At 67.2% G+C, this 26,951-nt stretch carries 29 protein-coding genes and 2 tRNA genes; 22 read left to right on the plus strand and 9 right to left on the minus strand.

Going from position 1 to position 26,951, the window contains the following annotated elements; genetic code table 11:
- Window positions 1-59: 59 nt before the first annotated feature.
- The 3 genes from AC07UW_RS14170 to AC07UW_RS14180 form a co-directional block, all read right to left on the minus strand.
- Complete coding sequence (locus AC07UW_RS14170; RefSeq protein WP_025876505.1) at window positions 60-1,082, minus strand: LacI family DNA-binding transcriptional regulator; 1,023 nt, start codon at window positions 1,080-1,082, stop codon at window positions 60-62.
- A gap of 164 nt (window positions 1,083-1,246) precedes the next feature.
- Window positions 1,247-1,522, minus strand: coding sequence for a BolA family protein (locus tag AC07UW_RS14175; RefSeq protein ID WP_025876502.1), 276 nt, complete (start codon window positions 1,520-1,522; stop codon window positions 1,247-1,249).
- Window positions 1,519-1,818 carry a YciI family protein gene (locus tag AC07UW_RS14180; RefSeq protein WP_025876500.1) on the minus strand — a complete coding sequence of 100 codons (300 nt, stop codon included), beginning with the start codon at window positions 1,816-1,818 and terminating at the stop codon, window positions 1,519-1,521. Before AC07UW_RS14180 ends, AC07UW_RS14175 begins: the two co-directional genes overlap by 4 nt.
- 373 nt (window positions 1,819-2,191) lie before the next feature.
- Here AC07UW_RS14180 and AC07UW_RS14185 point away from each other — a divergent pair, with 373 nt between their 5' ends.
- Genes AC07UW_RS14185 through AC07UW_RS14200 form a run of 4 tightly spaced genes read left to right on the plus strand, consistent with a single transcriptional unit; the run spans window position 2,192 to window position 6,459 of the window.
- Window positions 2,192-3,097 carry a segregation and condensation protein A gene (locus AC07UW_RS14185; RefSeq protein ID WP_025876498.1) on the plus strand — a complete coding sequence of 302 codons (906 nt, stop codon included), beginning with the start codon at window positions 2,192-2,194 and terminating at the stop codon, window positions 3,095-3,097.
- Between the two features lie 13 nt (window positions 3,098-3,110).
- Window positions 3,111-3,983: an SMC-Scp complex subunit ScpB gene (scpB, locus tag AC07UW_RS14190; RefSeq protein ID WP_088101719.1), complete on the plus strand. Its 873-nt coding sequence runs from the start codon at window positions 3,111-3,113 to the stop codon at window positions 3,981-3,983.
- Window positions 3,976-5,706 (plus strand): pseudouridine synthase, encoded by a 1,731-nt coding sequence (locus AC07UW_RS14195; RefSeq protein ID WP_099784798.1) that lies wholly within the window; start codon window positions 3,976-3,978, stop codon window positions 5,704-5,706. The genes scpB and AC07UW_RS14195 overlap by 8 nt, the downstream gene beginning before the upstream one ends.
- A 27-nt stretch (window positions 5,707-5,733) precedes the next feature.
- The gene (locus AC07UW_RS14200; protein ID WP_495212271.1) at window positions 5,734-6,459 is read left to right on the plus strand and encodes a hypothetical protein; all 726 of its coding nucleotides are present in this window, start codon (window positions 5,734-5,736) and stop codon (window positions 6,457-6,459) included.
- A gap of 64 nt (window positions 6,460-6,523) precedes the next feature.
- Here AC07UW_RS14200 and AC07UW_RS14205 read toward each other — a convergent pair whose 3' ends face one another.
- Window positions 6,524-7,312: an AraC family transcriptional regulator gene (locus AC07UW_RS14205; protein ID WP_495212272.1), complete on the minus strand. Its 789-nt coding sequence runs from the start codon at window positions 7,310-7,312 to the stop codon at window positions 6,524-6,526.
- Between the two features lie 90 nt (window positions 7,313-7,402).
- On the opposite strand from AC07UW_RS14205, the gene AC07UW_RS14210 reads away from it, so the two are divergent.
- Together AC07UW_RS14210 and AC07UW_RS14215 are read left to right on the plus strand one after the other, a co-directional pair.
- Window positions 7,403-8,530, plus strand: a complete 1,128-nt coding sequence (locus tag AC07UW_RS14210) for an MFS transporter (protein ID WP_495212273.1) — start codon at window positions 7,403-7,405, stop codon at window positions 8,528-8,530.
- 68 nt (window positions 8,531-8,598) lie between these two features.
- A complete protein-coding gene (locus AC07UW_RS14215; protein ID WP_432824071.1) occupies window positions 8,599-8,919 on the plus strand; it encodes a hypothetical protein in 321 nt (106 codons plus the stop codon).
- On the opposite strand, the gene AC07UW_RS14220 is transcribed toward AC07UW_RS14215, so the two are convergent.
- From AC07UW_RS14220 to AC07UW_RS14230, 3 genes are all read right to left on the minus strand, one after another.
- Window positions 8,906-9,343: a hypothetical protein gene (locus tag AC07UW_RS14220; RefSeq protein WP_301908859.1), complete on the minus strand. Its 438-nt coding sequence runs from the start codon at window positions 9,341-9,343 to the stop codon at window positions 8,906-8,908. The two genes, AC07UW_RS14215 and AC07UW_RS14220, sit on opposite strands and share 14 nt — an antisense overlap.
- A gap of 105 nt (window positions 9,344-9,448) precedes the next feature.
- On the minus strand, window positions 9,449-10,255 hold the full coding sequence (locus AC07UW_RS14225; RefSeq protein ID WP_032978771.1) for an amidohydrolase: 807 nt from the start codon (window positions 10,253-10,255) through the stop codon (window positions 9,449-9,451).
- Between the two features lie 14 nt (window positions 10,256-10,269).
- Complete coding sequence (locus AC07UW_RS14230; RefSeq protein WP_495212274.1) at window positions 10,270-11,418, minus strand: pyridoxal phosphate-dependent aminotransferase; 1,149 nt, start codon at window positions 11,416-11,418, stop codon at window positions 10,270-10,272.
- Window positions 11,419-11,667: 249 nt separating this feature from the next.
- On the opposite strand from AC07UW_RS14230, the gene ccmA reads away from it, so the two are divergent.
- The 11 genes from ccmA (at window position 11,668) to AC07UW_RS14285 (ending at window position 19,985) form a co-directional block, all read left to right on the plus strand.
- The gene (gene ccmA / locus AC07UW_RS14235) at window positions 11,668-12,237 is read left to right on the plus strand and encodes a heme ABC exporter ATP-binding protein CcmA (RefSeq protein ID WP_425507073.1); all 570 of its coding nucleotides are present in this window, start codon (window positions 11,668-11,670) and stop codon (window positions 12,235-12,237) included.
- Window positions 12,234-12,929 (plus strand): heme exporter protein CcmB, encoded by a 696-nt coding sequence (ccmB, locus tag AC07UW_RS14240; RefSeq protein ID WP_025876478.1) that lies wholly within the window; start codon window positions 12,234-12,236, stop codon window positions 12,927-12,929. Before ccmA ends, ccmB begins: the two co-directional genes overlap by 4 nt.
- 43 nt (window positions 12,930-12,972) lie before the next feature.
- Entirely contained in the window at window positions 12,973-13,737 is a 765-nt protein-coding gene (gene ccmC, locus AC07UW_RS14245) for a heme ABC transporter permease CcmC (protein WP_223495741.1), read from the plus strand.
- Complete coding sequence (gene ccmD / locus AC07UW_RS14250) at window positions 13,734-13,919, plus strand: heme exporter protein CcmD (RefSeq protein ID WP_025876476.1); 186 nt, start codon at window positions 13,734-13,736, stop codon at window positions 13,917-13,919. The genes ccmC and ccmD overlap by 4 nt, the downstream gene beginning before the upstream one ends.
- Window positions 13,916-14,377, plus strand: a complete 462-nt coding sequence (gene ccmE, locus AC07UW_RS14255) for a cytochrome c maturation protein CcmE (protein WP_099784807.1) — start codon at window positions 13,916-13,918, stop codon at window positions 14,375-14,377. The genes ccmD and ccmE overlap by 4 nt, the downstream gene beginning before the upstream one ends.
- A complete protein-coding gene (locus AC07UW_RS14260) occupies window positions 14,378-16,297 on the plus strand; it encodes a heme lyase CcmF/NrfE family subunit (protein WP_312110977.1) in 1,920 nt (639 codons plus the stop codon).
- Between the two features lie 9 nt (window positions 16,298-16,306).
- Window positions 16,307-16,924 carry a DsbE family thiol:disulfide interchange protein gene (locus AC07UW_RS14265; RefSeq protein WP_025876469.1) on the plus strand — a complete coding sequence of 206 codons (618 nt, stop codon included), beginning with the start codon at window positions 16,307-16,309 and terminating at the stop codon, window positions 16,922-16,924.
- A gap of 4 nt (window positions 16,925-16,928) precedes the next feature.
- Window positions 16,929-17,387: a cytochrome c-type biogenesis protein gene (locus AC07UW_RS14270; protein ID WP_495212275.1), complete on the plus strand. Its 459-nt coding sequence runs from the start codon at window positions 16,929-16,931 to the stop codon at window positions 17,385-17,387.
- Entirely contained in the window at window positions 17,381-18,373 is a 993-nt protein-coding gene (locus AC07UW_RS14275; protein WP_495212304.1) for a tetratricopeptide repeat protein, read from the plus strand. The genes AC07UW_RS14270 and AC07UW_RS14275 overlap by 7 nt, the downstream gene beginning before the upstream one ends.
- A 155-nt stretch (window positions 18,374-18,528) precedes the next feature.
- Window positions 18,529-19,641 (plus strand): homoserine O-acetyltransferase MetX, encoded by a 1,113-nt coding sequence (gene metX / locus AC07UW_RS14280; protein WP_495212276.1) that lies wholly within the window; start codon window positions 18,529-18,531, stop codon window positions 19,639-19,641.
- A complete protein-coding gene (locus AC07UW_RS14285) occupies window positions 19,641-19,985 on the plus strand; it encodes a DUF1294 domain-containing protein (RefSeq protein WP_495212277.1) in 345 nt (114 codons plus the stop codon). Before metX ends, AC07UW_RS14285 begins: the two co-directional genes overlap by 1 nt.
- Window positions 19,986-20,035: 50 nt before the next feature.
- Here AC07UW_RS14285 and cydC read toward each other — a convergent pair whose 3' ends face one another.
- On the minus strand, window positions 20,036-21,715 hold the full coding sequence (gene cydC, locus AC07UW_RS14290) for a thiol reductant ABC exporter subunit CydC (protein WP_495212278.1): 1,680 nt from the start codon (window positions 21,713-21,715) through the stop codon (window positions 20,036-20,038).
- Window positions 21,712-23,457, minus strand: a complete 1,746-nt coding sequence (gene cydD / locus AC07UW_RS14295; RefSeq protein ID WP_223495750.1) for a thiol reductant ABC exporter subunit CydD — start codon at window positions 23,455-23,457, stop codon at window positions 21,712-21,714. The genes cydC and cydD overlap by 4 nt, the downstream gene beginning before the upstream one ends.
- A gap of 228 nt (window positions 23,458-23,685) precedes the next feature.
- On the opposite strand from cydD, the gene AC07UW_RS14300 reads away from it, so the two are divergent.
- The 5 genes from AC07UW_RS14300 to AC07UW_RS14320 all read left to right on the plus strand — a co-directional run bounded on the left by AC07UW_RS14300 (window position 23,686) and on the right by AC07UW_RS14320 (window position 26,951).
- Window positions 23,686-25,269: a cytochrome ubiquinol oxidase subunit I gene (locus tag AC07UW_RS14300; protein ID WP_032978752.1), complete on the plus strand. Its 1,584-nt coding sequence runs from the start codon at window positions 23,686-23,688 to the stop codon at window positions 25,267-25,269.
- Window positions 25,270-25,284: 15 nt separating this feature from the next.
- Window positions 25,285-26,439: a cytochrome d ubiquinol oxidase subunit II gene (gene cydB / locus AC07UW_RS14305; protein ID WP_025876453.1), complete on the plus strand. Its 1,155-nt coding sequence runs from the start codon at window positions 25,285-25,287 to the stop codon at window positions 26,437-26,439.
- A 54-nt stretch (window positions 26,440-26,493) separates the two neighbouring features.
- The gene (cydX, locus tag AC07UW_RS14310; RefSeq protein ID WP_495212279.1) at window positions 26,494-26,598 is read left to right on the plus strand and encodes a cytochrome bd-I oxidase subunit CydX; all 105 of its coding nucleotides are present in this window, start codon (window positions 26,494-26,496) and stop codon (window positions 26,596-26,598) included.
- A gap of 65 nt (window positions 26,599-26,663) precedes the next feature.
- Window positions 26,664-26,740: transfer RNA gene (locus AC07UW_RS14315), tRNA-Pro, on the plus strand.
- A 138-nt stretch (window positions 26,741-26,878) separates the two neighbouring features.
- A tRNA-Pro gene (locus AC07UW_RS14320) sits at window positions 26,879-26,951 on the plus strand.

Here is a 26,951-nt window from a genome sequence, read left to right on the forward strand (position 1 = left end):
GGCGGTGACCGCTTGCGCGGCACCTGCGATCAATCAAAAAAGAAGGAACGCCTCTGGCTTCAATGGCCGGATGGCGGAGTGGTGGAATCGCGAACAATCAGGCGCGGGACCAGGGTCTGCTTGTCCCCTGCCCCTTCCGTGGAGGTGCCGTCCATCAACTGCAACAAACGCGACATCGCCCGATCGCCCAGTTCGGCAATGCTGACCTGCATGGTGGTCAGCGACGGGTGAACGAAACGCGCAAGCGGAATGTCATCGAAGCCGGCCAGGGCGACATCGGTCGGGACATGGACACCTGCCTGCGCGAAGGCATACAGGCAACCCAGGGCCATCATGTCGTTGGCGGCGAATACGGCATCGGGCAGCGTGCCGGCTGCCAGCAACTCCTGACCGGCGCGATGGCCGGAAGCTTCGTCGAAATCACCGGGCAGCTCGATGCCTTCGGCGCCGCTGCCAAACGCCGCCAGCGCGTCACGGAAGCCGCGCAGGCGCTCGCGCGCGTCGAAGTTGAGGTCCGGGCCAGAAATGAATGCAATGCGGCGATGGCCAGCATCGAGCAGGTGGCGGGTCATCGCCATCGCCCCTGCATGGTCATCGATGCTCAACACCGGATGGTCCTGCCCAGGCAGGTAGGTGTTGATGAGTACCGTCGGCAATGCCTGCGGCAGGTTGTCGGTCAGGAACCCGGGGCTCTCCGCATAGGGCGAGAGCACCAGCAGACCGTCGACCCGGCCGCGCATGGCACGCAGGGCTGCGCCCTGCTGCTCCTGGTCGCCGTGATAGCTCGACACCAGCAGGTGCTGGCGCCGGCTGCGGGCGACGTTGTCGATGCCACGCATCAGTTCGGAGAAGAATTCGCCGTACAGGTCCGGAAGCACCACGCCCACCGTATTGGTGCGGCGGCTGCTCAGGCTGCGAGCGGCGGCATGCGGGGTGTAACGCAGCCGTGCGGCCACCTCCAGCACAAGCTGGCGGACCGGTTCGGCGACATTTTCATGCCCGTTGAGCGCGCGCGAAACGGTGGCCACAGAGACCTTGGCTTCACGGGCGACGTCTTTGATTGTTATGGCTGCCTTGTTCACGAAGCCGCCCTCCACGGCTTGGACCTACCAGCATTGGCGCGGAATGTAAGCGTTTCCATCTGCGCTTGTAAACAGTCCGTTAGACGAATGTCCCCAAACGGACACGGAAACCTGTCCCTGGCAGGCCCATCAACGGACCTGCCAGGACAGCGCGGGACAAGGCCTCAGCCCTGTTCTGACGGGGTATGCGCGCGGATGGACAACGCGTGGATGTCGGTTTCCATCAACGTGCCCAAGGCGGCGTAGACCGCGCGATGGCGCGCCAGCGGGGCCATTCCCGCGAAGCGCTCGCTGACCACGTGCACGTTGAAATGGCCGCGACCATCGCGCGCTCCGGCATGGCCTGCATGGCGATGGCTGTCGTCTTCGATCTCAAGCACGCTGGGGGCCAGCGCGTGCTGCAGCGCATCACGAATCTGCTCGATCCGTTCCGCGTTCACGGCAGCACCTTGCGGAACGGACGCACCTGCACCCGCACGTAGACGCCCGCCGCGACGTACGGGTCGGCATCGGCCCAGGCCTGGGCCTGCTGCAACGAGTCGAAGCCGGCAATCACCACCGAGCCACTGAACCCTGCCGGGCCCGGGTCTTCGCTGTCGATCGCCGGACACGGTCCGGCCAGAAGCAGGCGGCCTTCATCGCGCAACGCGGTCAACCGTGCCAGGTGCTCAGGCCGCGCCTGCAGCCGCTGGGCCAGTACATCCTGGCCGTCATATCCTTCAATCACATACCACACCGGCATTTCCTCGCTTGCGTTGCTGGTGAAGCAATTCTAGCCAATCCAGCCCCGCGCCCGGCCTCGGCTGGACACTGGCGCGGCAAAGGCTTACCCTAGGAACCATTGCACGTGGCTGGATGCAGCAGCCCGTCGGTTTTTGCGGCCAACGCAGCCCCCGACGACCGACCCGCTGCTTCGAACCGGTCCACCCGACCGGGCCCCGTAGACGACCTCCCCGTAGTCCTGTCGCTGCCGTGTCCTGCGGAGCGTCCTGTTGTTTGATGTGTGGAACCGCGCCGAGACAGGCGCGCCTGGTGTCCTGGCGGTCCGTGGCAGTTGCCCGGTGTGCCAGCTACCGCGACTGGTCCGTTGCAATCCTGATCTCCATTAGATGACTTCCGAACTCGCGCTCGACGCGAACACGCCAACCCGGCCGCCCGCCCCCCAGCAGCAGGAAATGCCGCTGGCCGTGGTGCATGGGCAACCGGTCCTGCAGATTCCGCAGGACCTGTACATCCCGCCGGATGCGCTGGAAGTCATCCTGGACGCCTTTGAAGGACCGCTGGACCTGCTGCTGTACCTGATCCGCCGGCAGAACCTGGACGTACTGGACATTCCCGTGGCCGAGATCACCCGGCAGTACGTGGAATACATCACCGTGATGCGCGAGCTGCGCTTCGAGCTTGCCGCCGAGTACCTGGTGATGGCGGCGATCCTGGCGGAAGTGAAGTCGCGCATGCTGCTGCCCCGCCCCCCCAGCGTGGAGGGCGAGGAAGCCGATCCGCGTGCGGAGCTGGTGCGACGGCTGCAGGAGTACGAACGCTTCAAGCAGGCCGCCGAGGATATCGACGCCCTGCCCCGGCAGGACCGTGACACCACCGTGGCACATGCCTTCATGCCCGAGCGCGCCGCAGTGAAGCTGCCGCCGCCGGTGGACCTGAAGGAAATGCTGATGGCGCTGCACGACGTGCTCAAGCGCGCCGAGCTGTTCACCGGCCACGCCATCAAGCGCGAGGCGCTGAGTGTCCGGCAGCGCATGGGTGAAGTGCTGGGGCGGCTTGAAGACGGCAGGTTCTATCGTTTTGAAAACCTGTTCACCGCCGAAGAAGGCAAGCTGGGCGTGCTGGTCACGTTCCTGGCAGTGCTGGAACTGGCCAAGGAGCAGCTGCTGGACCTCGTGCAGGAAGAACCGCTGGCGCCGATCTACGTGAAGTCCCTGGCCGCCGGCAATACCAATGCCCCGCTGCAGTTCAGCAGCGAGTTCGACGACAACGACGCCGCCAATGAAAACGAGTGAGCGCTGACTGCCGATGGATCAAACGCTGATCAACCGCATTGTCGAAGGTGCGCTGCTGGCCTCCAGCCAGCCGCTCACCCTGGCCCAGCTGAAGGACCTGTTCCCGGAAGATGAGCCGGCACCACCGGGCAGCATCGAACGTGCGCTGGAACGGCTGCGCGAGGGCTGCCAGGACCGTGGCGTGGAACTGGTGGAGGTGGCTTCGGGCTTCCGCTACCAGGTGACCGCCGAAGTACATGGCTGGATCAGCCGGCTGTGGACCGAACGCAAGACCCGCTATACCCGCGCCACCCTGGAAACACTGGCCCTGATCGCCTACCGGCAGCCGATCACCCGTGGCGAGATCGAGCAGGTGCGCGGCGTGGCGGTCAGCAGTAACATCATCCAGGCACTGGAAGAGCGCGAGTGGATCCGCGTGGTCGGCCACCGCGACGTGCCTGGCAAGCCTGCCCTGTTCGGCACAACCAAGGGCTTCCTGGACTACTTCGGGCTGAAACGCCTGGACGAACTGCCGCCCCTTTCCGAGCTGAAGGACCTGGGCGACCTGGAACCGCAGCTGGCGCTGGATCGCGACGCCCCCCTCGCCGCCAGTGCCGACGGCCCGGACGTGAGCGCCGACCCGGACGCCGCTGCAAATGACGACACCGGCACGACCGCCGGCGACACCCCCGATTCTGCCGACGCACTTCCTGCGGCGGCCGACGATGAGCAAGCACCTTCGCCCTCCAATGATGGGCACCCCGATTCCGCGCCGGGCGAGCGCGCGGTGACAGTGAACGAACGCGAAGACAACGCCGTCGCGAAGACGACCGTGGCTGTTGACCAAGCCGATTCCGAACCAGAGGCCGACCTCGAAACCGTCGGCCGGAGCAAAACTGATGAGTGACACCCCCCGCAAGCCCTCGTTGAACAAGCTTTCGCTCAAGCGCGAAGCCACGTCCGAACAGTTCAAGCTGGAAGAACGCCTGCACAAGGTCCTGGCCCAGGCCGGCCTCGGCTCGCGTCGTGCGCTGGAACAGCGCATTGCCGAAGGCCTGGTCAAGGTCAACGGTGAAGTCGCCCAGACCGGCATGTCGGTCAAGAGCGGCGACAGGATCGAACTCGACGGCCGCGGCTTCGTCGCCACTGCGCTGGCCGAGCCGTCGCGCGTGCTGGTCTACAACAAGCCGGAAGGCGAAGTGACCACGCGTGAAGACCCTGAAGGTCGCCCGACCGTGTTCGAATCCCTGCCGGCGCTGAAGGGTGCCCGCTGGATCGCCGTCGGCCGCCTGGACATCAACACCACCGGCCTGCTGCTGGCGACCACCGACGGTGAGCTGGCCAACGCCATGATGCACCCCTCGTTCGAGGTTGAGCGCGAGTACGTGGTGCGCGTGCGTGCACCGGAAGGCGAGGACAAGGTGCCCGATGCCGTCGTCGACCGCCTCACCCGTGGTGTCGCGCTGGAAGATGGCCCGGCCAAGTTCGATGAGATCGAACGCATCGGCGGCACCGATTCGCACGACTGGTTCCGCGTCGTGGTGAAGGAAGGCCGCAACCGCGAAGTGCGCCGCCTGTGGGAATCGCAGGGCTGCCAGGTCAGCCGACTCAAGCGCACCCGCTACGGCAAGGTCAGCCTGCCGCGCGAACTGGCCCGCGGCCAGTCGGTCGAACTGCCGGGCAGCCAGGTCGAAGCGCTGCGCGCCGAACTGAAGCTGGAAGAAGGCGCGCCCTCGGCCCTGACCCTGCAGCCGGTGATCGGCCAGCGTCGTGCCGCCAAGACCACCGTGCGCGTGCGCGAAGGTGGCCGCGGCAATGCCTACGTCAACGGTCATAACACCGCCGATGAAGGCCGCGAACTGCGCCGCTTCGACAACGTGCGCGAAGATCGCGGCCGTGGTCGCGGTGGCAAGGGCGGTGGCGGTTTCAAGGGCGGCCTGACCGTCAGCGGTGAAGCTGCTGCCAAGCAGTCGCAGCGCCCGTTCAAGCAGCGCGCACCGAAGAACGACCGCTCGCTGCCGGAAGGCAACCCGGCCGCATTCCGTACCTGGTATGTGCCTGATGGCGTCAGCACCGGCCCGAGCGGCCATCGCAACGCGGGTCCGGGCGCACGTGGCCCGGGTGCCCGTGGTCCGGGCGCTGGTGCAGGCGGCCAGGGCCGTCCGTACGGCAAGCCCAAGGGCCCAGGCGCAGGCGCCGGTGGCGGCCAGGGTCGCGGCGGCTACGGCGGTGAAGGTCGTGGTGGCTACGGTGGTGAAGGACGCGGTGGCGCCGGTGGCGCGGGCGGCCAGGGTCGTCCGGCCGGTGCGGGCAACCGCTCGCAGGGCCAGGGCAACAAGCACCCGTACGGCCATCCGGGCAATGCCCCCAGCTTCCCGTCCGACCACGCCAATCCGGGCTTCAGTCCGTACGGCAGCTCGCGTCCGGCCGGCAACGGTCGTCCGGGCGGCAATGCGAATGCACGTCCGGGCGGCAACCGTGGTCCGGGTGGTCCGGGCGGCAATCGCGGCCCGGGTGGCCCCGGCGGCAACCGTGGTCCCGGCGGCCCGGGTGGCAACCGCGGCCCGGGTGGCCCCGGCGGCAACCGTGGTCCGGGTGGCCCGCGTCGCAGCGGCCCGCGCGGCGGCTGATCTCCACCTTCAATGAAGGACACAGCGATGACACGGATGTTGTCCCTCGGCGCCCGCGTCGGCGCCGTGCTGGTGGCTCTGTTGCTGGTCGGCGGCTGCGAACGCGCTGCCGACCGGCTCAAGCAGGAAATCGCCGCCACGCAGAATCCCTGGCCGAAATCTTCGGCCCTGCACGATCCGGCCGACCGCATGCTGCGTCGGCTGATCGTCGATGAGCGCTATCTCACCCGCATCAAGCAGGCCGGCAGCAAGGACAAGGCTGCTGTCGCCGGTGCACAGCTTGCACTGGATGGCATCGGCCGCCTGCCCCGCCCCATGCTGGAGCGGCGTGCGCAGCTGCTGGCCGCAATGCTGCGCGGAATGCCGGTAGAGAAATGCGCACTGATCGCCCGCGCCACCACGGCGTCGGACATTGCGCAGGTAGGCAGGACCTTGTTCAACGAACTGGAGAAGCGACCGTCGCAGGACATCGATTTCTGGTTCGAGATGAGCTACCAGGCCAGCCTCGCCGAGCTCGAACAGCGACCCGCAACCCCTGCCACTGAACAGCAGATTGCCGAGGCGACCGAGGCCCTGCTCGCCTCGATGACTGACGAAAGCACGCGCGCGCGGGCCATGGCGGTACTGCCGCGGATGGACACCGCACCAGCTGCCGACGTCTGCTGGGCATCGCTGATGCTGCTTGATGCCGCGTCCAGCACCGTGCCCGAACCACATCGCGGCACATTGGCCTGGCTGATGGCCCAGCAGTAAACACGGCGACGGAAGCCGGGCCCACGCGCCTGCTTCCCCGCGTTCGGCCGCGACCACTCCACTCTCACCCTGCCGCTCGAGCGCTTTCGGCGCGCTGGAACGCCGCAGGCGTGGTCGCGACCATGCTGCGGAAGAAGGCGATGAACGGACTCTCTGCCGAGAATCCAAGTTCCAGCGCCACGTGCGCAACACGATGGCCGAGCAGCAGCAGTTCCATGGCCCGCATCAACCGCCATTGCTGGCGCCACGCCTGGTAGCACATGCCGGTATCGCGTTGCATCAGGCGCCCGATCGTACGCACGCTCAGTCCGCTGCGCTGCGCCAGCTCACCCAGTTCGGGCGGCAGCTGCTCGGCCACCGGCAGGCAGCAGGCGATGCGCGGGTCACGCGGCAATGGCAGCTCCATCGGCTCCACCGGCGCAGCGGCAATCTCAAGCACGCACAGCGCCAGTTGATGCCCCGCTCGCGGCGCTTGCCAGTCATGTGCGAACGGCGCCTGCGCGATCGGCTCCAGCAGCGCCTGCAGCAGGGGACCGACACCAATGATTGCTGGCTGCTGCGGCAACTGCGCCGACAGCGTGGCATCGAAGTACAGCGACCGATAGTCCACCGCCCGCCGCATCTGCGCGCGGTGCAGCAGACCACCCGGAATCCACGCCGCGCGCGATGGCGGCAACAGACTGATGCGATCGCCGAACGTCAGCCGCGTGCAACCGGCGCGCGTGTACAGCAGTTGCGAACGTGCGTGCTGGTGCCAACCGGAGTCATGCTCGGCCAGCGTGGCAGCGATACCGATCACCGGGGCGCTCCAGGCATCGGCATCGAAGCGAGCGTCGGGCTGCAGCCACGCCATGTCCGATTTCATCCATCTACTGTCGTAATCACTAGAGTGCGCCATCGGCATGGCCACGACAATGCGCGCCCCTGTTTCCGGAGCGCGCCGATGTCGCCTCGCCTGCTGTCCCTCACCATTGCGCTGCTGATGTTTCCGCAGCTGGCGCAGACCCTGTACAGCCCGGCGCTGGCCGATCTGGCGCAACGCTTCGCCCTGCCGGCCAGCGCTGCCAGCCAGGCGATGAGCCTGTACCTGCTGGGGTTCGCGCTGGGCGTCCTGCTGTGGGGAAGGCTGGCCGACCGCGTTGGCCGTCGCCCTGCCCTGCTGGGTGGCCTGTCCGTTTTCGTGCTGGCGGCACTGGGCGGATTGGCGGCCGGCACGTTCGGCCAGGTGCTGGTTGCGCAGATGCTGGCCGCCCTGGGCGCCGCCGCCGCCTCGGTGGTGACGCAGACCGTGCTGCGCGACCACCTTGAAGGGCCCGCGCTGGCGCAGGCGTTCTCCTGGATTGGCATGGCGTTGGCGCTGAGTCCGGCGATCGGGCTGGCGCTGGGCTCGCTGCTGGTCGCTGCCGATGGCTATGCAGGCGTGCAGGCCGGCCTGCTGCTGATCGCTGCATTGCTGATGCTCGGCTGCGTGACCGGGCTGCGTGAAAGCCGCCCCGCGCAGATCGCGCCCGTAGCGCTGCGGCCCCTGCTGCGGCAACTGCTGGGCGACCGTTGGATCTGGTCGCAGGCGCTGCTGGTCATGGCCTTCAACGTGGCCATGTACAGCTGGTACGCGCTGGGGCCGTTCGTGTTCGCACGCCTGCACTGGCCGGCCAGCTGGTTCGGCGCCAGCGGTGCGGTGCTGGCACTGGGTTCGGCGTTGGGCGCGTGGGCCAATGGCCGCCTGTTGCGTGCCGGCGTCGCTGCGTTGACGCGCATCCGCATCGCGGCATCGCTGGTACTGGCTGGTGGCGTACTGGCCGCGCTGCTGCGCGGGCAACCGGTCATCGTGATGGCGATGCTGCCGGTCGTGGCGGGATTCGGCCTGGCCATCCCCAACGTGCTCGGGCAGGCACTACGCGGCTATGCACATTGCCTGGGCAGTGCCGGCGCCCTGTTCGGCCTGCTCTACTACCTGCTGATCGGCGCGGCGATGGCCGTTGTCGGCGCACTGCAAATGCTGGCGCCATCCATCATCGCCTGTGCACTGCTGGCGCTGTGGTTGCTGCGTCCGCGGAGCGCGCTGGCCTAGGAATTGCTGCAAACGCCCTGCACTGTGCGCCACTGCCGGAAACCGCGTGGCAGCGCTGGCTATGGTGCGTGTTCTCCGCAACCACGCAGATGCCGATGATCACCATCACCGCAGAACAGGCCCGCGCAAACGCTGACGCCGCCATTCGACCGATCGAGCAGTACTACAGGGATCTGGACAAATCGATCCAGGTCGGCTCGGAAAACGGCCGCCGTTACATCGTGTTCGGCTTCAACAAGGCGCTGGCCAGCGAGCGCCTCGTCGACGGCGTCGTCGAGCAACTGCTGCAGAACCGCTTCAGTGTCGAACGGCTGCCCAGCGACGCCGAGCAGCACTACATCCGCATCAGCTGGGAAGCCGGGGAGCCCTCCCGCCTCAACGCCGGCTGATGGTGAACGCCGCGCCGTCCACACCCAGGTCCCAGCCCTTGCCGGTACCGGACAGGGCCAGCGAGATATCGCCCTTGGTCATCACCTGCGCGTTGCTGGACTTCACCGCACCGGCATGCGCGCCGACCGAGGCGTAGGTGCCCAGCAGCTCGCCGACGCTGCTGGCGCCGGTGAAGCTGCCACGGCCATCGGTGATCTTCGACTTGCCAACGGTCAGGCCGCCGCCCTTCAGCTGGATCCGCACCGGCATGCTGGAACCGTTGGTGCAGTGGATGGTGCCGTTGCCCGAGGCGGTCTTGTAGATCAGTGACCAGCCGGACAGGTTGTAGCGCAGCTGGCAGTCAAGGTTGCCACCGGCGTGCGCGGTCGGGGCCAGGGACGCTGCGGCGAGCGCCAGCAGCAGGGCAAACGGCTTGGTATTCATCGGCAGAACATCCACATCGGTCGGAATGTGGGCGAATCTAGCAGCGCGCGCGTGCACGTTGGATGCAGGCGCGCGCGGTGGGGCGGGAAGCGTTCAGCCGCCGTATCAGGCCTGCACATCCAGATGGAAGGCATCGGCATCGAGCATGGCCGGGAAGCGTGCACGATGCGAGGCCAGCGCTTCGGCGGAGATGGTGGTGGTCACCACCTGCTCGCGCTCGCGGATCTCCACCTGCGGCTGGCCGAGGAAGTCGATGACCGCGCTGTCGCCAGCGTAATGCAGCTGGTTGCCATCCACGCCTACGCGGTTGACCGCAGCGACGAAACACAGGTTCTCGATCGCGCGCGCACGCAGCAGGGTCTTCCAAGCATAGGCGCGTGCCGACGGCCAGTTGGCGACGAAGATCTGCAGATCGAAGTCCAGCTGTTCGGCACGCTCGACGTTGTAGCGGTTGCGGCAGAACACCGGGAAACGCAGGTCGTAGCAGACCTGCGGATTGATCCGCCAGCCCTTCCATTCCACGCACAGGCGGTCGCGGCCGGCGGCGTAGCGCTCGTGCTCGCCGCCGTAACGGAACAGGTGACGCTTGTCGTAGTACTGCAGGCCACCATCGGGGGTGGCGAACAGCAGGCGGTTGTAGACGCCCTCACCATCGCGCAGCTGCACGCTGCCGATCACTGCCGCATTCAAGGCCTTGGCCTGCGCGCGCACCCACGCCACGGTCGGGCCGTCCATGCCTTCGGCCTGGGCGATCGCTTCATTGGAGAAACCACTGGTGAAGGTTTCCGGCAGGATCACCAGATCGGTGGTGCCGGCCAGCGGCGCCAGCAGCGCGCCGTAGTATTCGCGGTTGCCGGCCGGGTCGTGCCAGCGGGTGTCGCCCTGGACGAGGGAAATGCGCAGGTCCTGCATGCTGTCTCCTCCGCTCACAGCAGGCGCAGGCGTTCGATCGCCGCGTCCAGGGTGGCCTCGTTCTTGGCGAAGCACAGCCGCACCAGCCGCTGGCCGACCGGCGCGGTTTCGTAGAACGACGACAGCGGAATGGCGGTGACGCCCTTCTCGATGGTCAGCCACTTCACGAACTCATGGTCCGGCAGGTCACTGATGGCCGAATAGTCGACGAGCTGGAAGTAGCCGCCCGGCACCGGCAGCGCCTTCAGGCGGGTACCGGCCAGCTGCTCGCGGAAGCGGTCGCGCTTGGCTTCATAGAACGCGCCCAGTTCCAGATGATGCTGTGGCTCGTCGCGGATCATCGCAGCGAAACCGTACTGCGCCGGGCCGAAGCTGGTGAAGGTGTTGTACTGGTGCACCTTGCGGAACTCGGCGGTCATCGCCGGTGGCGCCACCGCATAACCGATCTTCCAGCCGGTGCAGTGATAGGTCTTGCCGAAGCTGGAGATGACGAAGGTGCGCTCGCGCAGTTCCGGGTAGCGCAGCGCCGATTCGTGGCGACGGCCGTCGTAGATGATGTGCTCGTACACTTCATCGGATATCAGGTAGATCTGCGTGCCGCGCAGCACATCGGCCAGCGCCTGCATGTCGGCCTCGTCCAGCATCGCGCCGGACGGGTTGTGCGGGGTGTTGACCATCAGCAGGCGGGTGCGCGGGGTGATCGCCGCGCGCACGCGGTCCCAGTCCACCGCGAAGGTCTGCGGGTCCAGCGGCACGTGCACGGCGGTGGCGCCGGCCAGTTCGATCGCCGGTTCATAGCAGTCGTAGGCCGGGTCGAGCACGATCACTTCCTCGCCGGCACGCACCACGGCGTGGATGGCGTTGAAGATCGCCTCGGTGGCGCCGCTGGTGACGGTGATCTCGGTGTCCGGATCGATCGTCGCGCCGTACAGGTCCAGCGACTTCTGCGCGATGGCCTGGCGCAGCGGTGCCACGCCGGTCATCGGCGGGTACTGGTTCAGGCCGGCGGCCATCGCCTTGCTGGTCTCGTCGATCAGGCGCTGCGGTGCGGAGAAATCCGGGAACCCCTGGCCGAGGTTGACCGCGCCGTGTTCGGCGGCGAGCTGGGACATCACGGTGAAGATCGTGGTACCGACCTTGGGCAGCTTGGTGTTCGGTTGCATCGGCCTGGGGGATGGAGGAGACAGACCCGAAGTTTACGCAATCCGCGCTTCGGTAGTGCCGGCCGCTGGCCGGCAACCTCGACCCGCCACACCGGCCCCTTGCAGAGCTGCCGGCCAGCGGCCGGCACTACCCGGCGCGGTTTCACCGCTACAATTGCTGCCGCACTCCCGCATGAAGACCCCTGCGCCTTGAACACCCCTGCATTGCTGGCCGCCAGCGGCCTGAGCTTCTCCCGCAATGACGAGCCGGTGTTCGGCCCGCTGGACTTCCACGTGGATGCCGGCGAGGCGCTGCTGGTACAGGGCGGCAACGGTGCCGGCAAGACCACCCTGCTGCGCGTGCTGTCGGGCCTGGCGCGCCCGGGCGCGGGCCAGGTGCTGATCGATGGCAGGCCGGCCAGCAACGCCGAGCGTGCGCGCTATGTCGCCTACCTCAGCCACCTGCCGGCGCTGAAGCCGGACCTGGACACGCTGGAGAACCTGCATTTCCTCTGCGGCCTGCACGGCCGCCGCGCACGGCAGATGCCGGGCAATGCGCTGGCCATCGTCGGCCTGGCCGGCTACGAGGACACCCTGGTGCGGCACCTGTCGGCCGGACAGAAGCGGCGGCTGGCGCTGGCCCGCATCTGGTTGTCGCCGGCACCGCTGTGGTTGCTCGACGAACCCTATGCCAACCTCGACCTGGAAGGCATCAACCTGGTCAATCGGATGATTTCCGCACACCTGCGCAGTGGCGGCGCCGCCCTGGTCACCACGCATGGCGCCTATGCCGCCCCGCCGGTACGCACCCGCCAGCTCGATCTGGGGGGTGAAGCATGATCGCGCCAGGCACCGAACCAGGCCTGTGGCAGACCGCCCGCGCGCTGATTGCGCGCGACCTGCGCCTGCTCTGGCGGCGTCGCGGCGATGCCCTGCAGCCGGTGCTGTTCGCCCTGCTGGTGGTGGTGCTGTTCGCACTGGCCCAGGGCCGGGACCCGCAGCCGCTGGCCGCCACCGCCGGTGCGGTGCTGTGGTTGGCGGTACTGCTGGCCGGGCAGCTGGCGCTGGATTCGCTGTTCCGCTCCGACGCCGAAGACGGTTCGCTCGAACAATGGCTGCTGGCGCCGGTGCCACTGGCGTGGCTGGTGCTGGTGCGGGTGCTGCTGCATTGGGCGACCACCGCCCTGCCACTGATCCTGCTGAGCCCGTTGCTGGCGGAAATGCTGCATCTGCCGCATGACCAGCTGCCGATGTTGCTGGCATCGTTGCTGCTGGGAACACCGTTGTTGAGCCTGATCGGTGGCGTGGTCGCTGCACTGACCGTCGGCATCCGGCGCTCTGGTATTCTCGTGGCGTTGCTGTCGTTGCCGTTGTACGTACCGGTGCTTGTCTTCGGTGCCGGCAGCCTGGCGGCAGCCAGCCGCGGGCAAGACCCGGTCGGTGCGCTGCTGATGCTGGGCGCTGGACTGGTGATCGCCCTGGTGCTGGCACCGCTGGCCACCGCTGCTGCGATCCGTATTTCTCTGAGTTGACCGAGCTGAGAGCCAATCCACCCCTGCTGGATAGCCGCCACGCATGAATCCGATCGTCCGCTGGTTCCATCAACTCGGTTCGCCCCCGACCTTCGATGGTTTCGCCGCACGCTGGTCCCGCGTGTTCTACGCTGCGGCGGTTCCGGTGCTGCTGATCGGCCTGTGGCAGGGCCTGTTCGTGGCACCGCCGGAACAGAACCAGCACGACGCCTTCCGCATCATCTACATCCATGTGCCCAGCGCCTGGATGAGCCTGTTCGTATTCGCGCTGATGGCCGCCTACGCCGCCATCGCGCTGATCTGGCGCATCAAGATCTGCGAGATCCTGGCGATGGCCTGTGCGCCGATGGGCGCCGGCTTCACCCTGATCACCCTGCTGACCGGCAGCATCTGGGGCAAGGGCACCTGGGGCACCTGGTGGGACTGGGACCCGCGCATGACCAGCGAGCTGATCCTGCTGTTCCTGTACCTGGGCGTGATCGGCCTGTACCACGCCATCGAAGACCGCCGCAGTGCCGCACGCGCGGCCGGCCTGCTGGCCATCGTCGGCGTGGGCCTGCTGCCGATCATCCGCTATTCGGTGGACTGGTGGGGCGCGCTGCACCAGCGCCAGTCGATCAACGTGTTCGGCGAGAACGCCGTGCGGCCGGAACTGATCGCCCCGCTGTGGTGGATGGTGGTGGCCACCAAACTGTGGTTCGTCGGCTCGCTGCTGGCCAAGGCGCGCGCCGACAACATCGCGCGCGAGGCCGGCAAGGCCTGGATCGGCGAGCGCTTCGGCACCGCGGATGGGGAGGCACGGCGATGACCCACCTGCCCTACCTCATCGCCGCCTTCGCGGTGTTCCTGCTGGTGCTGGCCTGCGATGCGCTGGGCTCGTGGCTGCGCCTGCGCAGCGCCCGACAGCTGGCGCAACGCCGCCAGCAGCGGCTGCAGGCGCGTGGCAACGCGTCGGCACCGGCGCCGCTTGCCACCGAGCTCAGCCGATGACGCCGGTACAGCGACGCCGCATGATCTGGGTGCTCCTGCTGTTGCTGGCCTCCGGGCTGGCCACCACGCTGGTGGCCTTCGCCCTGCAGCGCAACATCGCCTACCTGTACACGCCTTCGGAAGTGCTGCGCGGGGACGTGGATGCGCAGTCCCGCTTCCGCCTGGGCGGCATGGTGGTGAAGGGGTCCTTCGATCGACCCAGCGGCTCGCTGCAGGCCCACTTCGTGGTCACCGACGGCGATGCGACGCTGCCGGTCAGCACCGACCGCATCCTGCCGGACATGTTCCGCGAGGGGACCGCCGTGGTCGCCAGCGGTCGCCTGCAGGACGGCACCTTCGTCGCCGACGAGGTGCTGGCCAAGCACGATGAGAACTACGTGCCCAAGGAAGTGGCCGACAAGATGGGCGATGCGCATCGCAAGCACGATGTGCCGGTCACGGCGCCCGAGGTGCGCTGAGTGCTTCCCGAATTCGGTCAGATCCTCCTGCTGTGCGCGTTGCTGGCCTCATTGCTGCAGGCAGTGCTGCCGCTGGCGGGTGCGCAGCGCGGCAATGACGCATGGATGGCCGTTGCCCGCCCGGCGGCCTTTGCCCAGCTGGTGCTGCTGGCCGGTGCCTTCGCCGTACTGACCGCGGCCTTCGTGCAGCAGGACTTCTCGGTGCGCTACGTGGCCGAGAACTCCAATTCACTGCTGCCGTTGATCTACCGCTATTCGGCGGTGTGGGGTGCGCACGAAGGCTCGCTGCTGATGTGGGCGCTGGTGCTGGCGCTGTGGACCGGCGCGGTGGCGCTGTTCTCGCGCCATCTGCCGGCACCAGTACAGGCGCGCGTGCTGGCGGTGATGGGCGTGGTCAGCGTCGGCTTCCTCGCCTTCCTGATCTTCACCTCCAATCCGTTCCTGCGCTTGAACCCGGTGCCACTGGAAGGCCGTGACCTCAACCCGCTGCTGCAGGATCCAGGGCTGATCATCCATCCGCCGATGCTGTACCTGGGCTACGTCGGCTTCGCAGTGCCCTTCGCCTTCGCCGTGGCGGCGCTGCTGGAAGGCCGCGTCGATGCACGCTGGCAACGCTGGACGCGGCCCTGGACCAACGTCGCCTGGGGCTTCCTCACGCTGGGCATCGCACTGGGCAGCTGGTGGGCGTACTACGAACTGGGCTGGGGCGGCTGGTGGTTCTGGGACCCGGTCGAGAACGCCAGCTTCATGCCGTGGCTGGTTGGCGCGGCACTGATCCATTCGCAGGCAGTGACGGAAAAGCGCGGCACTTTCGGCAGCTGGACGCTGCTGCTGGCCATCGCGGCGTTCGCGCTGTCGCTGCTGGGCACCTTCCTGGTCCGTTCCGGCGTGCTGACCAGCGTGCATTCGTTCGCCGCCGATCCCTCGCGTGGGCTGTTCATCCTGATCTTCCTGTCGGTGCTGGTGGGTGGCAGCCTGCTGCTGTATGCGCTGCGCGCACCACGCTTGGCCGTGGATGCCGGCGATCCGCGCCGTGGCTTCACCGCCACCTCGCGCGAAACCCTGCTGCTGGCCAACAACCTGCTGCTGGCCAGCGCCTGCGCGATGGTCCTGCTCGGCACGCTCTACCCGCTGCTGGCCGATGCGCTGTCGCTGGGCAAGATCTCGGTGGGTCCACCGTACTTCGGCAGCCTGTTCCTGCTGTTGATGGCACCGATGGTGATGCTGCTGCCATTCGGTCCGCTGGTGAAGTGGCAGCGCGACCAACCCTCGCGCGCACTGGCATTGCTGCTGCCATGGGCGGGCCTGGCCGTGCTGCTCGGCGCTTGGGCCTGGTGGCAGGCGCCGCAGAATGGCTGGAAGGCAGGCATCGGCGTCGCGGCCGCAGCCTGGGTCGGTCTGGGCACTGCCCGCTTCGTCTGGCAGCGCCTGCGCGGCAATGGCCGCTTCACCGCCGAAATGCTTGGCATGATCGTCGCCCATGCAGGTGTTGCCGTGTTCCTGGCCGGCGCGCTGCTGGTGGAAGCACTGAACGTACAGCGCGAAGTCGCGCTGTCACCGGGCCAGCAGGTAGTGGTTGCCGGCCACGAAGTGCGCTTCGAAGGCGTGGACCACCGCGAAGGCCCCAATTTCATCGCTGATCGCGGCCATCTGCGGGTGCTGCGCGATGGTCGCGAACTGGCCCTGCTGCATCCCGAGAAGCGCCAGTACGCCAGCGGCGGCCAGGTGATGACCGAAGCAGGCATCGATGCACGACTCAGCGGTGATGTCTACGTGGCATTGGGCGAGCCGCTGGGCAACAATGCATGGGCGGTACGGGTGCACATCAAGCCCTTCGTGCGCTGGATCTGGCTGGGCGCGCTGTTGATGGCCCTGGGCGGATTCATCACCGCTGCCGATCGCCGCTTTCGTCGTCCGTAGGAGTCCCCCATGTCCGAGTCACCCGCCCCACGCCCTTCCCGCCCGCTGCCGCCGGTAGCCATCGTGATCGGCGTCCTGTTCTTCTTCGGCCTGCTTGGCCTGATGATCTACGGGGTGATGAAATCGGGCGATCCGCAGCGCGACGTGCTGCCCTCGGCACTGATCGACAAGCCGGCGCCGGCGTTCGCGCTGCCGGTGCTGCATGACCCGCAGATGATCGTGCGCAGCGAGGAGCTGCGTGGCGCGCCGTACCTGCTCAACGTCTGGGGCAGCTGGTGCGCGGCCTGCCGTGAAGAACATCCGGTGCTGACCCGCTTCGCCGAGAGCAAGCGCGTACGCGTGATCGGCTACAACTGGAAGGATGAACCGACCGACGCGCTGCACTGGCTGGAACAGCTGGGCAACCCGTTCATGGTCGTGCTGAGCGACATCGAAGGCCGCACCGCCATCGACTGGGGCGTGACGGCAGCACCGGAGACCTTCCTGGTCGATGGCAGTGGCATCGTGCGCTGGAAGTACAGCGGCGCGATGACCCAGCAGGTAGTGGACGAAAAATTGATTCCGGCGCTGGAAAAGCTTGAAAAGGCCCAGGGCGATGCCGGCAACACCCTGCACGCCTCGCCGTAAGCGCATGCGCTGGCTGCTGCCCCTGCTGCTGGCACTGACCCTGGCCGCGCCGAACTCCGGCCTCGCCCAACAACCGGTGCATGATGCGCGGCCGCTGATGTTCCGCGATGCAGCCGAGGAGACGCGCTTCCACGACCTGGCTGCGCAGTTGCGCTGCGTGCAGTGCCAGAACCAGTCACTGGCCGATTCCAACGCGCAGATCGCGCAGGACCTGCGGCGCGAAGTGCTGCAGTTGATGCAGCAGGGCCTTGACGATGCGGCCATCAAGCAGTTCCTGGTCGCCCGCTATGGCGAATTCGTGCTCTATCAACCGCCACTGCAACCGGGCACCTGGCTGCTGTGGGGCGGTCCGCTGCTGGTACTGGGGGCTGGCGCGTTGGTGGTGGTGGGCATCGTCCGTCGTCGCAGCCGGCAGATGGATGCATCCGCTGCGGCGAATTCAACCGAGGGAGAGGACTGGTGACGCAGTGGTTGCCGATGGTCGCCGCAGTGGCCGCTGCGCTGTTGGCGGCAATAGTGCTGTGGCCGCTGCGCCAGCAAGGCGGTCGCAGCTTCGTGCTGGGGGTGGTGACACTGGGCGTAGCCGGCGCCTGCCTGTATCTGCTGGTCGGCAATCCCCGCGCCGCACAGGTGCAGCCTGCGCCTTCGGTCGCCACGTTGCGTGATGGTGTAGAGGCGCTGCAGCAGGCGCTGCAGCGTGACCCGCAACGTGCGGATGGCTGGGCGCTGCTGGGTCGTTCGCAGGCCGAGCTTGGCAATGCCGCCGCCGCGGCCGACGCCTTCAACCGCGCCGCAGCACTGGCACCGGACGAACCGGGCGTGCTGGTCGAGGCCGCGCAGGCACGGGCCCAGGCCGATCCTGGCAAGCAGTTCGATGACACCGCGCTGGCATGGCTGCAGCGCGCACGTACCTTGTCGCCCGAGGCCGAGCGCGCAAGCTGGTTGCTTGGCATTGCCCTGCGCCAGCGGGGCCGCAATGCCGAGGCCGCCGAACTCTGGAGCACGCTGCTGCCACGCCTGGAGCCGGGTGCCGCGCAGGCGCTGCAGGCGCAGATCGCCATCGCCCGCGAGGCGGCCGGCCAGCCGTCGGACACTCCGACAGCGGTTGCACCGGCGCTGCTGCAGGTACGGGTGCACCTGCCCGCATCGTTGAAAGCGAGTGATTGGCCGGCCAGCACCCAGGTGTTCGTGCTGGCACGCGCAGTGGGCGGCCCGCCGATGCCGGTGGCTGCACGCAGGCTGCCCCTGGTCGGCTTCCCTGCAACGGTCGGCCTGGGCGACGGCGACAGCCCGATGCCGACTGCGCCGCTGTCGGCGCATCGCGAAGTGGAAGTACTGGCGCGCATTTCGCGCAGCGGCAGCGCCAATCGCAGCGCGGAGGACCTGCAAACCACGCCGGTCAAGGTCAGCCTGCCACATGACGGTGTGGTCGAACTGCGGTTCCCGTAACACGACATCCCCGGTAGTGCCGGCCGCTGGCCGGCAACGTCACGATGTTCGATGTGGATGCGTGGTTGCCGACCAGCGGCCGGTACTACCTGGGCCTCAGCGCATGGAAACCAGCGTGTCGCCAGCTGCACATACCGCCCCGCTAGAATGCCCCCATGACCGAATTCATTCCGCCCGGCACCCGCTTCCATGCCCTGCCCTCACCCTTTCCGTGCAAACGCGGCGGCGCCCTGCATGGTGCGCGCGTGGCCTACGAAACCTGGGGCACGCTGGACGCAGGCGCCAGCAATGCGATCCTGATCGTCACCGGCCTGTCGCCCGACGCGCATGCGGCGGCCAACGAAGCCAATCCTGCGCCAGGCTGGTGGGAAGCCATGGTTGGCCCCGGCAAGCCGATCGATACCAATCGCTGGTTCGTGGTCTGTGTGAACTCGCTGGGCAGCTGCAAGGGCTCCACCGGCCCGGCCTCGATCAATCCGGCCAACGGTGAACTGTATCGCCTGGATTTCCCGGAACTGTCCATCGAAGACGGCGCACGCGCGGCGATCGACGTGGTGCGCGCACTGGGCATCGGACAACTCGCCTGCGTGATCGGCAATTCGATGGGCGGGATGACGGCGCTGGCGGTGTTGCTGCTGCACCCGGGCATCGCCCGCAGCCATATCAACATTTCCGGCAGCGCGCAGGCCCTGCCGTTCTCGATCGCCATCCGTTCGCTGCAGCGCGAAGCGATCCGCCTGGACCCGCGCTGGAACGGTGGCCACTACGACAATGAGGCGTACCCGGAATCGGGCATGCGCATGGCACGCAAGCTGGGCGTGATCACCTACCGCTCGGCACTGGAATGGGATGGCCGCTTCGGTCGCGTGCGGCTGGATTCAGACCAGACCGACGATGATCCATTCGGCCTGGAATTCCAGGTCGAGAGCTATCTGGAAGGCCATGCACGCCGGTTCGTGCGCTTCTTCGATCCGAACTGCTATCTGTACCTGAGCCGCTCGATGGACTGGTTCGATCTGGCCGAGTATGGCGATGGCGATGTACTGGCCGGACTGGCCAGCATCCGCGTTGGCAAGGCACTGGCGATCGGCGCCAACACCGACATCCTGTTCCCTGTACAGCAGCAGCAACAGGTCGCCGATGGCCTGCGCGCTGGTGGCGCGGACGCGCGTTTCATCGGCCTGGAATCGCCACAGGGTCATGACGCGTTCCTGGTCGACTTCGAACGTTTCGGCCCGGCCGTGCGCGGCTTCCTCGACGAACTGTAGTGGCGTGGCGGCGCAATCTCGCACTGGCCGCGTTCGGTGCGTTGATCGGCTTGACCGCAACCGGCGTGTTTCCGCTGTGGCTGGGCGCATGGTGCGTGCTGGCCAGTGCGGTGTCGTTCGGCCTGTATGGGCACGACAAGCGCGCCGCGCAGCGAAAACAGCAGAGGACGCCCGAACGCACGCTGCAGCTGCTGGCCTTTGCCGGTGGCTGGTCCGGCGCGCTGCTCGGCCAGGCGCTGTTCCGCCATAAACATCGCAAGGCGCCGTTCCAGTGGGTGTTCTGGTTGTGCGTGCTGGCCAACGTGGCCTCGATCGCGGTGATGCTGCGCGCGTTTTCGCGGTAGCTGCCCTGTATGTCCATGCCACGCGTGGATATGCCGACCAAGGTCGGCATCTACCGAAGCGGTTCGCGGACCAGCACCCCGTCCACCAACCGGTACTGCACATCCACCACACCCGCGGGCAGGTCATCGTGGGTGATCATCAGCAGGCTGCGCCCTTCCAGCAGTGCTGGCAGGTCCTGCAGCAGCGCGCGCGCGGTATCCACGTCCAGGCCTTCGGTGGGCTCATCCACCAGCAGGATCGGCGCATTGCGCAGCAGCGCGCGGGCCAGCGCCAGGCGACGCGCCTGGCCGGCCGACATCGTTGCGCCGTTCTCGCCCACCCACGCCTGCAGGCCGCCGTTGCGCTCGGCCCATTCACCCAGCCGTACCCGTTGCAGCACCGCCCACAACGCCTCGTCGCTGGCCTCGGGATCGCCCAGCCGCAGGTTCGCGGCCACGCTGCCGGCAAACACCGGCGCATTCTGGGGCAGCCACGCCAGCTGGCGGTGCCAGTCGGCCTGGGCAACATCGCGCAGGTCCTGGCCACCGTAGGTCAGCCGCCCCTGCTGCGGGTCCCACAGGCGCAGCAGCAGGCTCGACAAGGTGGTCTTGCCGCTGCCGCTGTCGCCACGGATGGCGATGCGCTCGCCCGGTGCCAGCGTCAGCTGCAGGCCACGCAGGACCGGCCGTGCGGCGCCCGGCCACTGGAAATGCACGTTGTCCCAGTGCACGGTCGCGGCCTGCGCCAGCGGCTTCGGCGCCGCCGGCTCCTGCACCGAAGGTGCTTGCTCGACGATGGACTGCAGACGCGTGGCCGCAATGCGGCCCGATTGCAGCGACTGCCAGGCCAGGCCCATGCCCGCCCACAGTTCGATCATCGCCACGGTCAGGAACACCAGCCCGGCGGCCATTTCCGCCGCGATGCGCTGTTGTTCGGCCGCATGCAGCGCCAGTGCCAGCATCGCTACCAGGCCGAGCCCGGCCAGCACACCATGCAGCGTTGATGCAGCGATCAGCCGCAGGCGTCGACGACGATCGCGCGAGGCCACCTGCTTGGCCGCCACCCGCACCTTCAACTGCCAGGCATTGCCGGCGTGCAGCGCGGCCAGATCCGCCGCCCCTTCCAGCCCCTCGAATGCGGCCGTGCGCAACGCCGCACGATGTGCAGCGCGGTCGGCCTCTTCACTGTCATGTCCCCTCACGCCCAGCCACGGCACGCCAATACCGATCAGCAACGCCAGTACCGCCAGCAGCAGCGCTGCCGATGGCAGGATCAACGCTGCCGAGCCCACGCCCACCAACGTCAACGCGCCCAGCGCCAGCAGCGGGCCGATGGCACGCACCAGCAGGCCATCGATTTCGCCGATGTCACCCAGCAGCCGCGCCAGCAGATCGCCGGTGCGGGTTGCACCCAGCCGTGCCGGGGCCAGTGGCAGCGCACGGCGGAAGAACCATACGCGCAGGTCGCGAGCGATGCGCAGGGTGGCGTCATGCCCCACCAGCTTTTCGAAGTAGCGCGATGCGATGCGCGCCATGGTCAGGCCGCGGATGCCGGCCGACGGAGTGAAGAAATTGAAGCCCTGGCCAAGGCCCGCTGCACCGGCCAGCGCTGCAGCAGTGAGGAAGCCACCGGACAGGCCCAGCAGGGCGGTGCCGGCCAGCATCGTGGTCCACAGCAGCAGCACTGCCAGCAGCAGGCGCGGGCGATGACGCAGGAATACCGTGCGCAGCGAATCGGCAGAGCGGCTCATGCGCGTACCGCCTGCGCCGGCTCAACCAGGCGCCCTTCGGGCAACAGCAGGCAGCGGTCGGCCCAGGCGATCACCGCCGGGCTGTGGGTGGCCACCACCACGCTGCGTCCGCGCGCATAGGCGGCCAGGCTGCGCAGCAGCGCTGCTTCGGTTTCGGCATCGAGAAACGCGGTCGGCTCGTCCAGCAGCAGCACCTGCGGATCGCGCAGCAGCAGGCGCGCCAGGCCGATGCGACGTGCTTCGCCACCGGACAGGCCAAAGCCGCGCTCGCCGATCAGCGTATCCAGCCCCTGCGGCAGGCGCTGTGCGAACTGCAGCACCTGGGCGGCTTCGGCAACGGCGCGCAGGCGTGCGTCGCTGGCACCGGGATCGGCCAGTCGCAGGTTCTCCGCAATGGTGCCGTGGAACAGATAGGGACGCTGGCTGGCATAGGCCACCTGCAGCCCCGGCCGCAGCTGCACCCGGCCGGCACGCGGCGGCAGCCAACCGGCAAGCGCCTCCAGCAACGTGCTCTTGCCGCTGCCACTGGGGCCGACCAGGGCCAGACGCTGGCCCGGTTCCAGCTGCAGGTCCAGATTCTGCAGCACATCGTGGGCAGCGCCCAACGGACGCAATACCAGACCGTGCGCCTGCAGTGGCGGCAGGGCGGCCTCGGCTGGCTCCGGTGCCAGCGGCACACTGCCATCGATTGTGGTCGTCTCGTCTTCCGGCAGCACCTGCAGCAGACGCTCCACCTCGGCGGCGGCGGCCAGTGCATTGGCACGGTCGTGATAGTGCGCGGCCAGGCGCCGCAACGGTGCGTAGAACTCCGGTGCCAGCAGCAGGCAGAACAAGCCCGCCCCCAGCGTCGGCACGGTCGCATGCAGCGACATCAGGCCCAGATAGCTCAGGCCCAGATACAACGCGACCATCGCCACGCTGACCGAGGCAAAGAACTCCAGCACGGTGGACGACAGGAAGGCGATGCGCAGCACCTTCATCGTGCGCACGCGCACACCTTCTGCCGCGGCCTCGATGCCGGCCAGCTCGGCCTCCCCACGGCCATACAGGCGCAGCAGGCCCAAGCCTTTGATGCGATCGGCGAAGTGCCCACTCATCCGCGCCAGCTCGCCCAGCTGCGCGCGCCCGGCGGCTTCGGCGCCCCAGCCCACCAGCATCATGAAAAACGGCACCAGTGGCGCAGTGAACAGCAGGATCAGTGCAACCACCCAATCGACCCAGGCCACAGCAGCCAGGATCAACAACGGCACCACCACCACTTCGGTGCGCACCGGCAGGAAACCACTGTAGTAGTTCTCGATCGCATCGCCGTGATGCAGCATCAACTCGCCCAGTTCACCGGTACGGCGCTGCCGCAGCCACAATGGGCCGTGCCCGAGCAGACGCGCGAAGACACGCTCGCGCAGGGACAGGCGTGCGGCATCGGCAACGTCACCGGCCGCGGCCTGGGTGGCACTGCCCAGCAGGGTGCGCACGACAAGGATCACCGCCAACGCGGCCAGCACCGGCAGGCCCTGGGCCAGCGGCACGCGCTCGACCAGCACCTGCTGCACCAGCCAGGCGATGGCGGCAGCTTGAGCGATCAACAGCGCACCGGACACGCTGATGCACAGCGATGCCAGCCGCTGCCGCCCCTTCGCGGCACGGGCCAGATCGGCCAGCCAGGCGGTACGCACGCGCCGCAGGCGGGTCGATTCGTCATCCCGATCAGGGGCGTCAGCGGTCGGTTCGGCAGCGCTCAAGGCTCTTCACAGGCAGCAGGGGGATGGACGGCATTGTAGGCGCAGGCAACAGCCTTCCCCTGCGGCCGGCGGTCGCAGTCTTCATCGGGTTGGCATACGATCCTCCTGAATACCTGTTCATACATTGATCTGGATCAAGGCTGTTTGAAGTAGTCGGTCACATCATTCACCCCGTAGACCACCCTTCCCGCCACCTGCAACGGCACTATCCAACGAGGTAGCCAGGCCATGATTGATCAGACAGTCGTAGAACTGTCGCGGCTGCAATTCGCTCTGACCGCGATGTACCACTTCCTATTCGTACCGCTCACGCTTGGCCTGTCCTTCATGGTGGCCATCATGGAAAGCGTGTACGTCATGACCCGCAAGCAGGTCTGGCGGCAGATGACCCTGTTCTGGGGCACCCTGTTCGGCATCAACTTCGCCATCGGCGTGGCCACCGGCCTGGTGATGGAGTTCCAGTTCGGCATGAACTGGTCGTACTACAGCCACTACGTGGGTGACATCTTCGGCGCGCCGCTGGCGATCGAAGGCCTGATGGCGTTCTTCCTGGAAGCGACCTTCATCGGCCTGTTCTTCTTCGGCTGGAAGCGCCTGAGCCCGGTCAAGCACCTCACCGTGACCTGGCTGATGGCGCTGGGCACCAACCTGTCGGCGGTGTGGATCCTGATCGCCAACGGCTGGATGCAGAACCCGACCGGTGCGGTGTTCAACCCCGAAACCATGCGCATGGAAGTGGTCGACTTCGCCGCAGTGCTGCTGAACCCGGTGGCGCAGGCCAAGTTCGTGCACACCGTCAGTGCCGGTTACGTGACCGGTGCGATCTTCGTGATGTCCATCAGCGCCCTGTACCTGCTGCGCAACAAGCACAGGGACATGGCCCGCCGTTCGTTCGCGGTGGCCGCGGCCTTCGGCCTGCTGTCCTCGCTGTCGGTGGTGGTGCTGGGTGACGAGAGCGGCTATGCCGCCAGCGAGCACCAGAAGATGAAGCTGGCGGCGATCGAAGCGATGTGGGAGACCGAGCGTGCGCCAGCCGACTTCACCGCCTTCGGCATTCCCAACCAGGACACCCACACCAACGACTACGCAATCAAGATCCCATACCTGATGGGCCTGATCGCCACCCGTTCGCTGGACCAGCCGATTCCGGGCATCCTGGAACTGGTGGAGCGTGCCGAGCACCGCATCCGCGGTGGCCAGATCGCCTATGGCGCACTGGAACGGGTGAAGAAGGACAAGACCGATCTTGCAGCGCGTGAAATGTTCGATCGCCATTGGCAGGATCTCGGCCATGGCCTGCTGCTGAAGCGTTACCGCGAAGACATCCTCAACGCGACGCCGGAGGAAATCTCCAAGGCCGCGATGGATACCGTACCGCGCGTGGCGCCGCTGTTCTGGACCTTCCGCATCATGGCCGGGTTGGGCTTCTACCTGATCGCCTTCTTCGCGCTGGCCTTCTACTTCTCGTGCCGCAACAACTTCCAGGACAAGCGCTGGTTCCTGAAGCTGGCGGTGTGGAGCCTGCCGGCGCCGTGGATCGCGATCGAATGCGGTTGGTTCGTGGCCGAGTACGGCCGCCAGCCGTGGGCGGTGGATGGCGTGCTGCCCACCTTCTACGCGGCATCGGGCCTGGCACTGCATGAAATCCTGACCACGCTGGCGGTGTTCACCAGCCTGTACACGGTGCTGCTGATCATCGAGATCAAGCTGATGCTGAAGGCGGTCCGCAAGGGTCCTGATGACATCCTGCCGACGCTGCAGGCCGACATCCGCCCTGTTTCCCCCAATGCCGTTGCCCCCGGCCAGGCCTGAGGCAGGAGAATCCAGATGGAATTCATTGCACTTGATTACACCACGCTCCGCGTGATCTGGTGGCTGCTGCTCGGCATCCTGCTGGTCGGCTGGGCCGTCATGGATGGTTTCGACCTTGGCGTCGGCACGCTGCTGCCGTTCGTGGCAAAGACCGATGAAGAACGCCGGCTGGTGATCAACACCGTCGGCCCGGTCTGGGAAGGCAACCAGGTCTGGTTGGTGCTGGGTGGCGGCGCGATCTTCGCCGCATGGCCGCCGCTGTATGCGGTCAGCTTCTCCGGCTTCTACCTGGCGGTGTTTGCGATGCTGTTCGGGCTGATCCTGCGCCCGGTCGGCTTCAAGTACCGCAGCAAGCTGCCGTCCAAGCGCTGGCGCGACAACTGGGACCGCGTGCTGTTCGTCGGTGGCCTGCTGCCGGGCCTGATTGCCGGCGTCGCCGTGGGCAACGTGCTGCTGGGTGTGCCGTTCCACTTCGATGACACCCTGCGCGTGACCTACACCGGTTCGTTCTTCGGCCTGCTCACGCCGTTCGCGCTCATCGCCGGCCTGATCAGCGTGGCCATGCTGGTGTCGCACGGTGCGGCCATGCTGGTGCTGAAGACCGACGGCCCGGTGGCCGAACGTGCAGCGCGCTATGGCAGCATCGCCGCCATCATCAGCTTCGTGTTGTTCGCCGCTGCCGGCGCCTGGGTGGCCTTCGGCCTGCCGGGCTACCAGATCACCTCGCAGGTGGTGACCGACGGGCCGACCAATCCGCTGCTGAAGACCGCCGAACTGGGGTCCGCCGCAGGGGGCTGGCTGCGCAACTACAGCAGCATGCCGGCAACGTTGGTATTCCCGGTGCTGGGCCTGCTGGGTGCGCTTGCCAGCGCGGTGCTGCTGCGCGCGCGTCGTGGCGGCCTGGCCTTCATCGCCTCGGGCGCGTCCATTGCCGGCATCATCCTCACCGTCGGCTTTGCGATCTTCCCGTTCCTGCTGCCGTCCTCCAGCCAGCCCACTTCCAGCCTGACCGTCTGGGACAGTTCGTCCAGCCACCTCACGCTGTGGGTCATGCTGCTGGCCACGGCCATCTTCCTGCCGATCATCCTCGCCTACACCACCTGGGTGTACCGCGTGCTGAAGGGCAAGACGACGGTCGAGGACATGGACGACAACCCCAACGCGTACTGATTGCCCGTGTGCCGGCCCAGGGTCGGCACACCCCTCGCACACAGGAGATTGACCATGTGGTATTTCGCTTGGATTCTCGGCGCCGGCCTGGCTTCGGTCGTGGCCATCCTCAACGGGATGTGGTTCGAAGCGCGCGAAAGCGCCCGCGCCGACAAGTAAGTGCGTTGAAACTGTAAAAAAGGGTTGCCGATACGGCCTTCACACCGTATTCTTGGCGGCTCCTTCGGGGTGTAGCTCAGTCTGGTAGAGCGCTACGTTCGGGACGTAGAGGTCGCAGGTTCGAATCCTGTCTCCCCGACCACTTCGGTGGTCGCATTGAAGCCTGGTGAAGTCTTCCAGGCTTTTTTGTTCCCGCAGGAGTCGCTGCCACGGCAGCGAAGCAGAACGGCCCTCCCCCTTGCCGCCATCGGGGGAAATGGCTACAATAGGCGGCTCCCTTCGGGGTGTAGCTCAGTCTGGTAGAGCGCTACGTTCGGGACGTAGAGGTCGCAGGTTCGAATCCTGTCTCCCCG

The organism is Stenotrophomonas sp. GW821-FHT02D01, assembly GCF_059421765.1.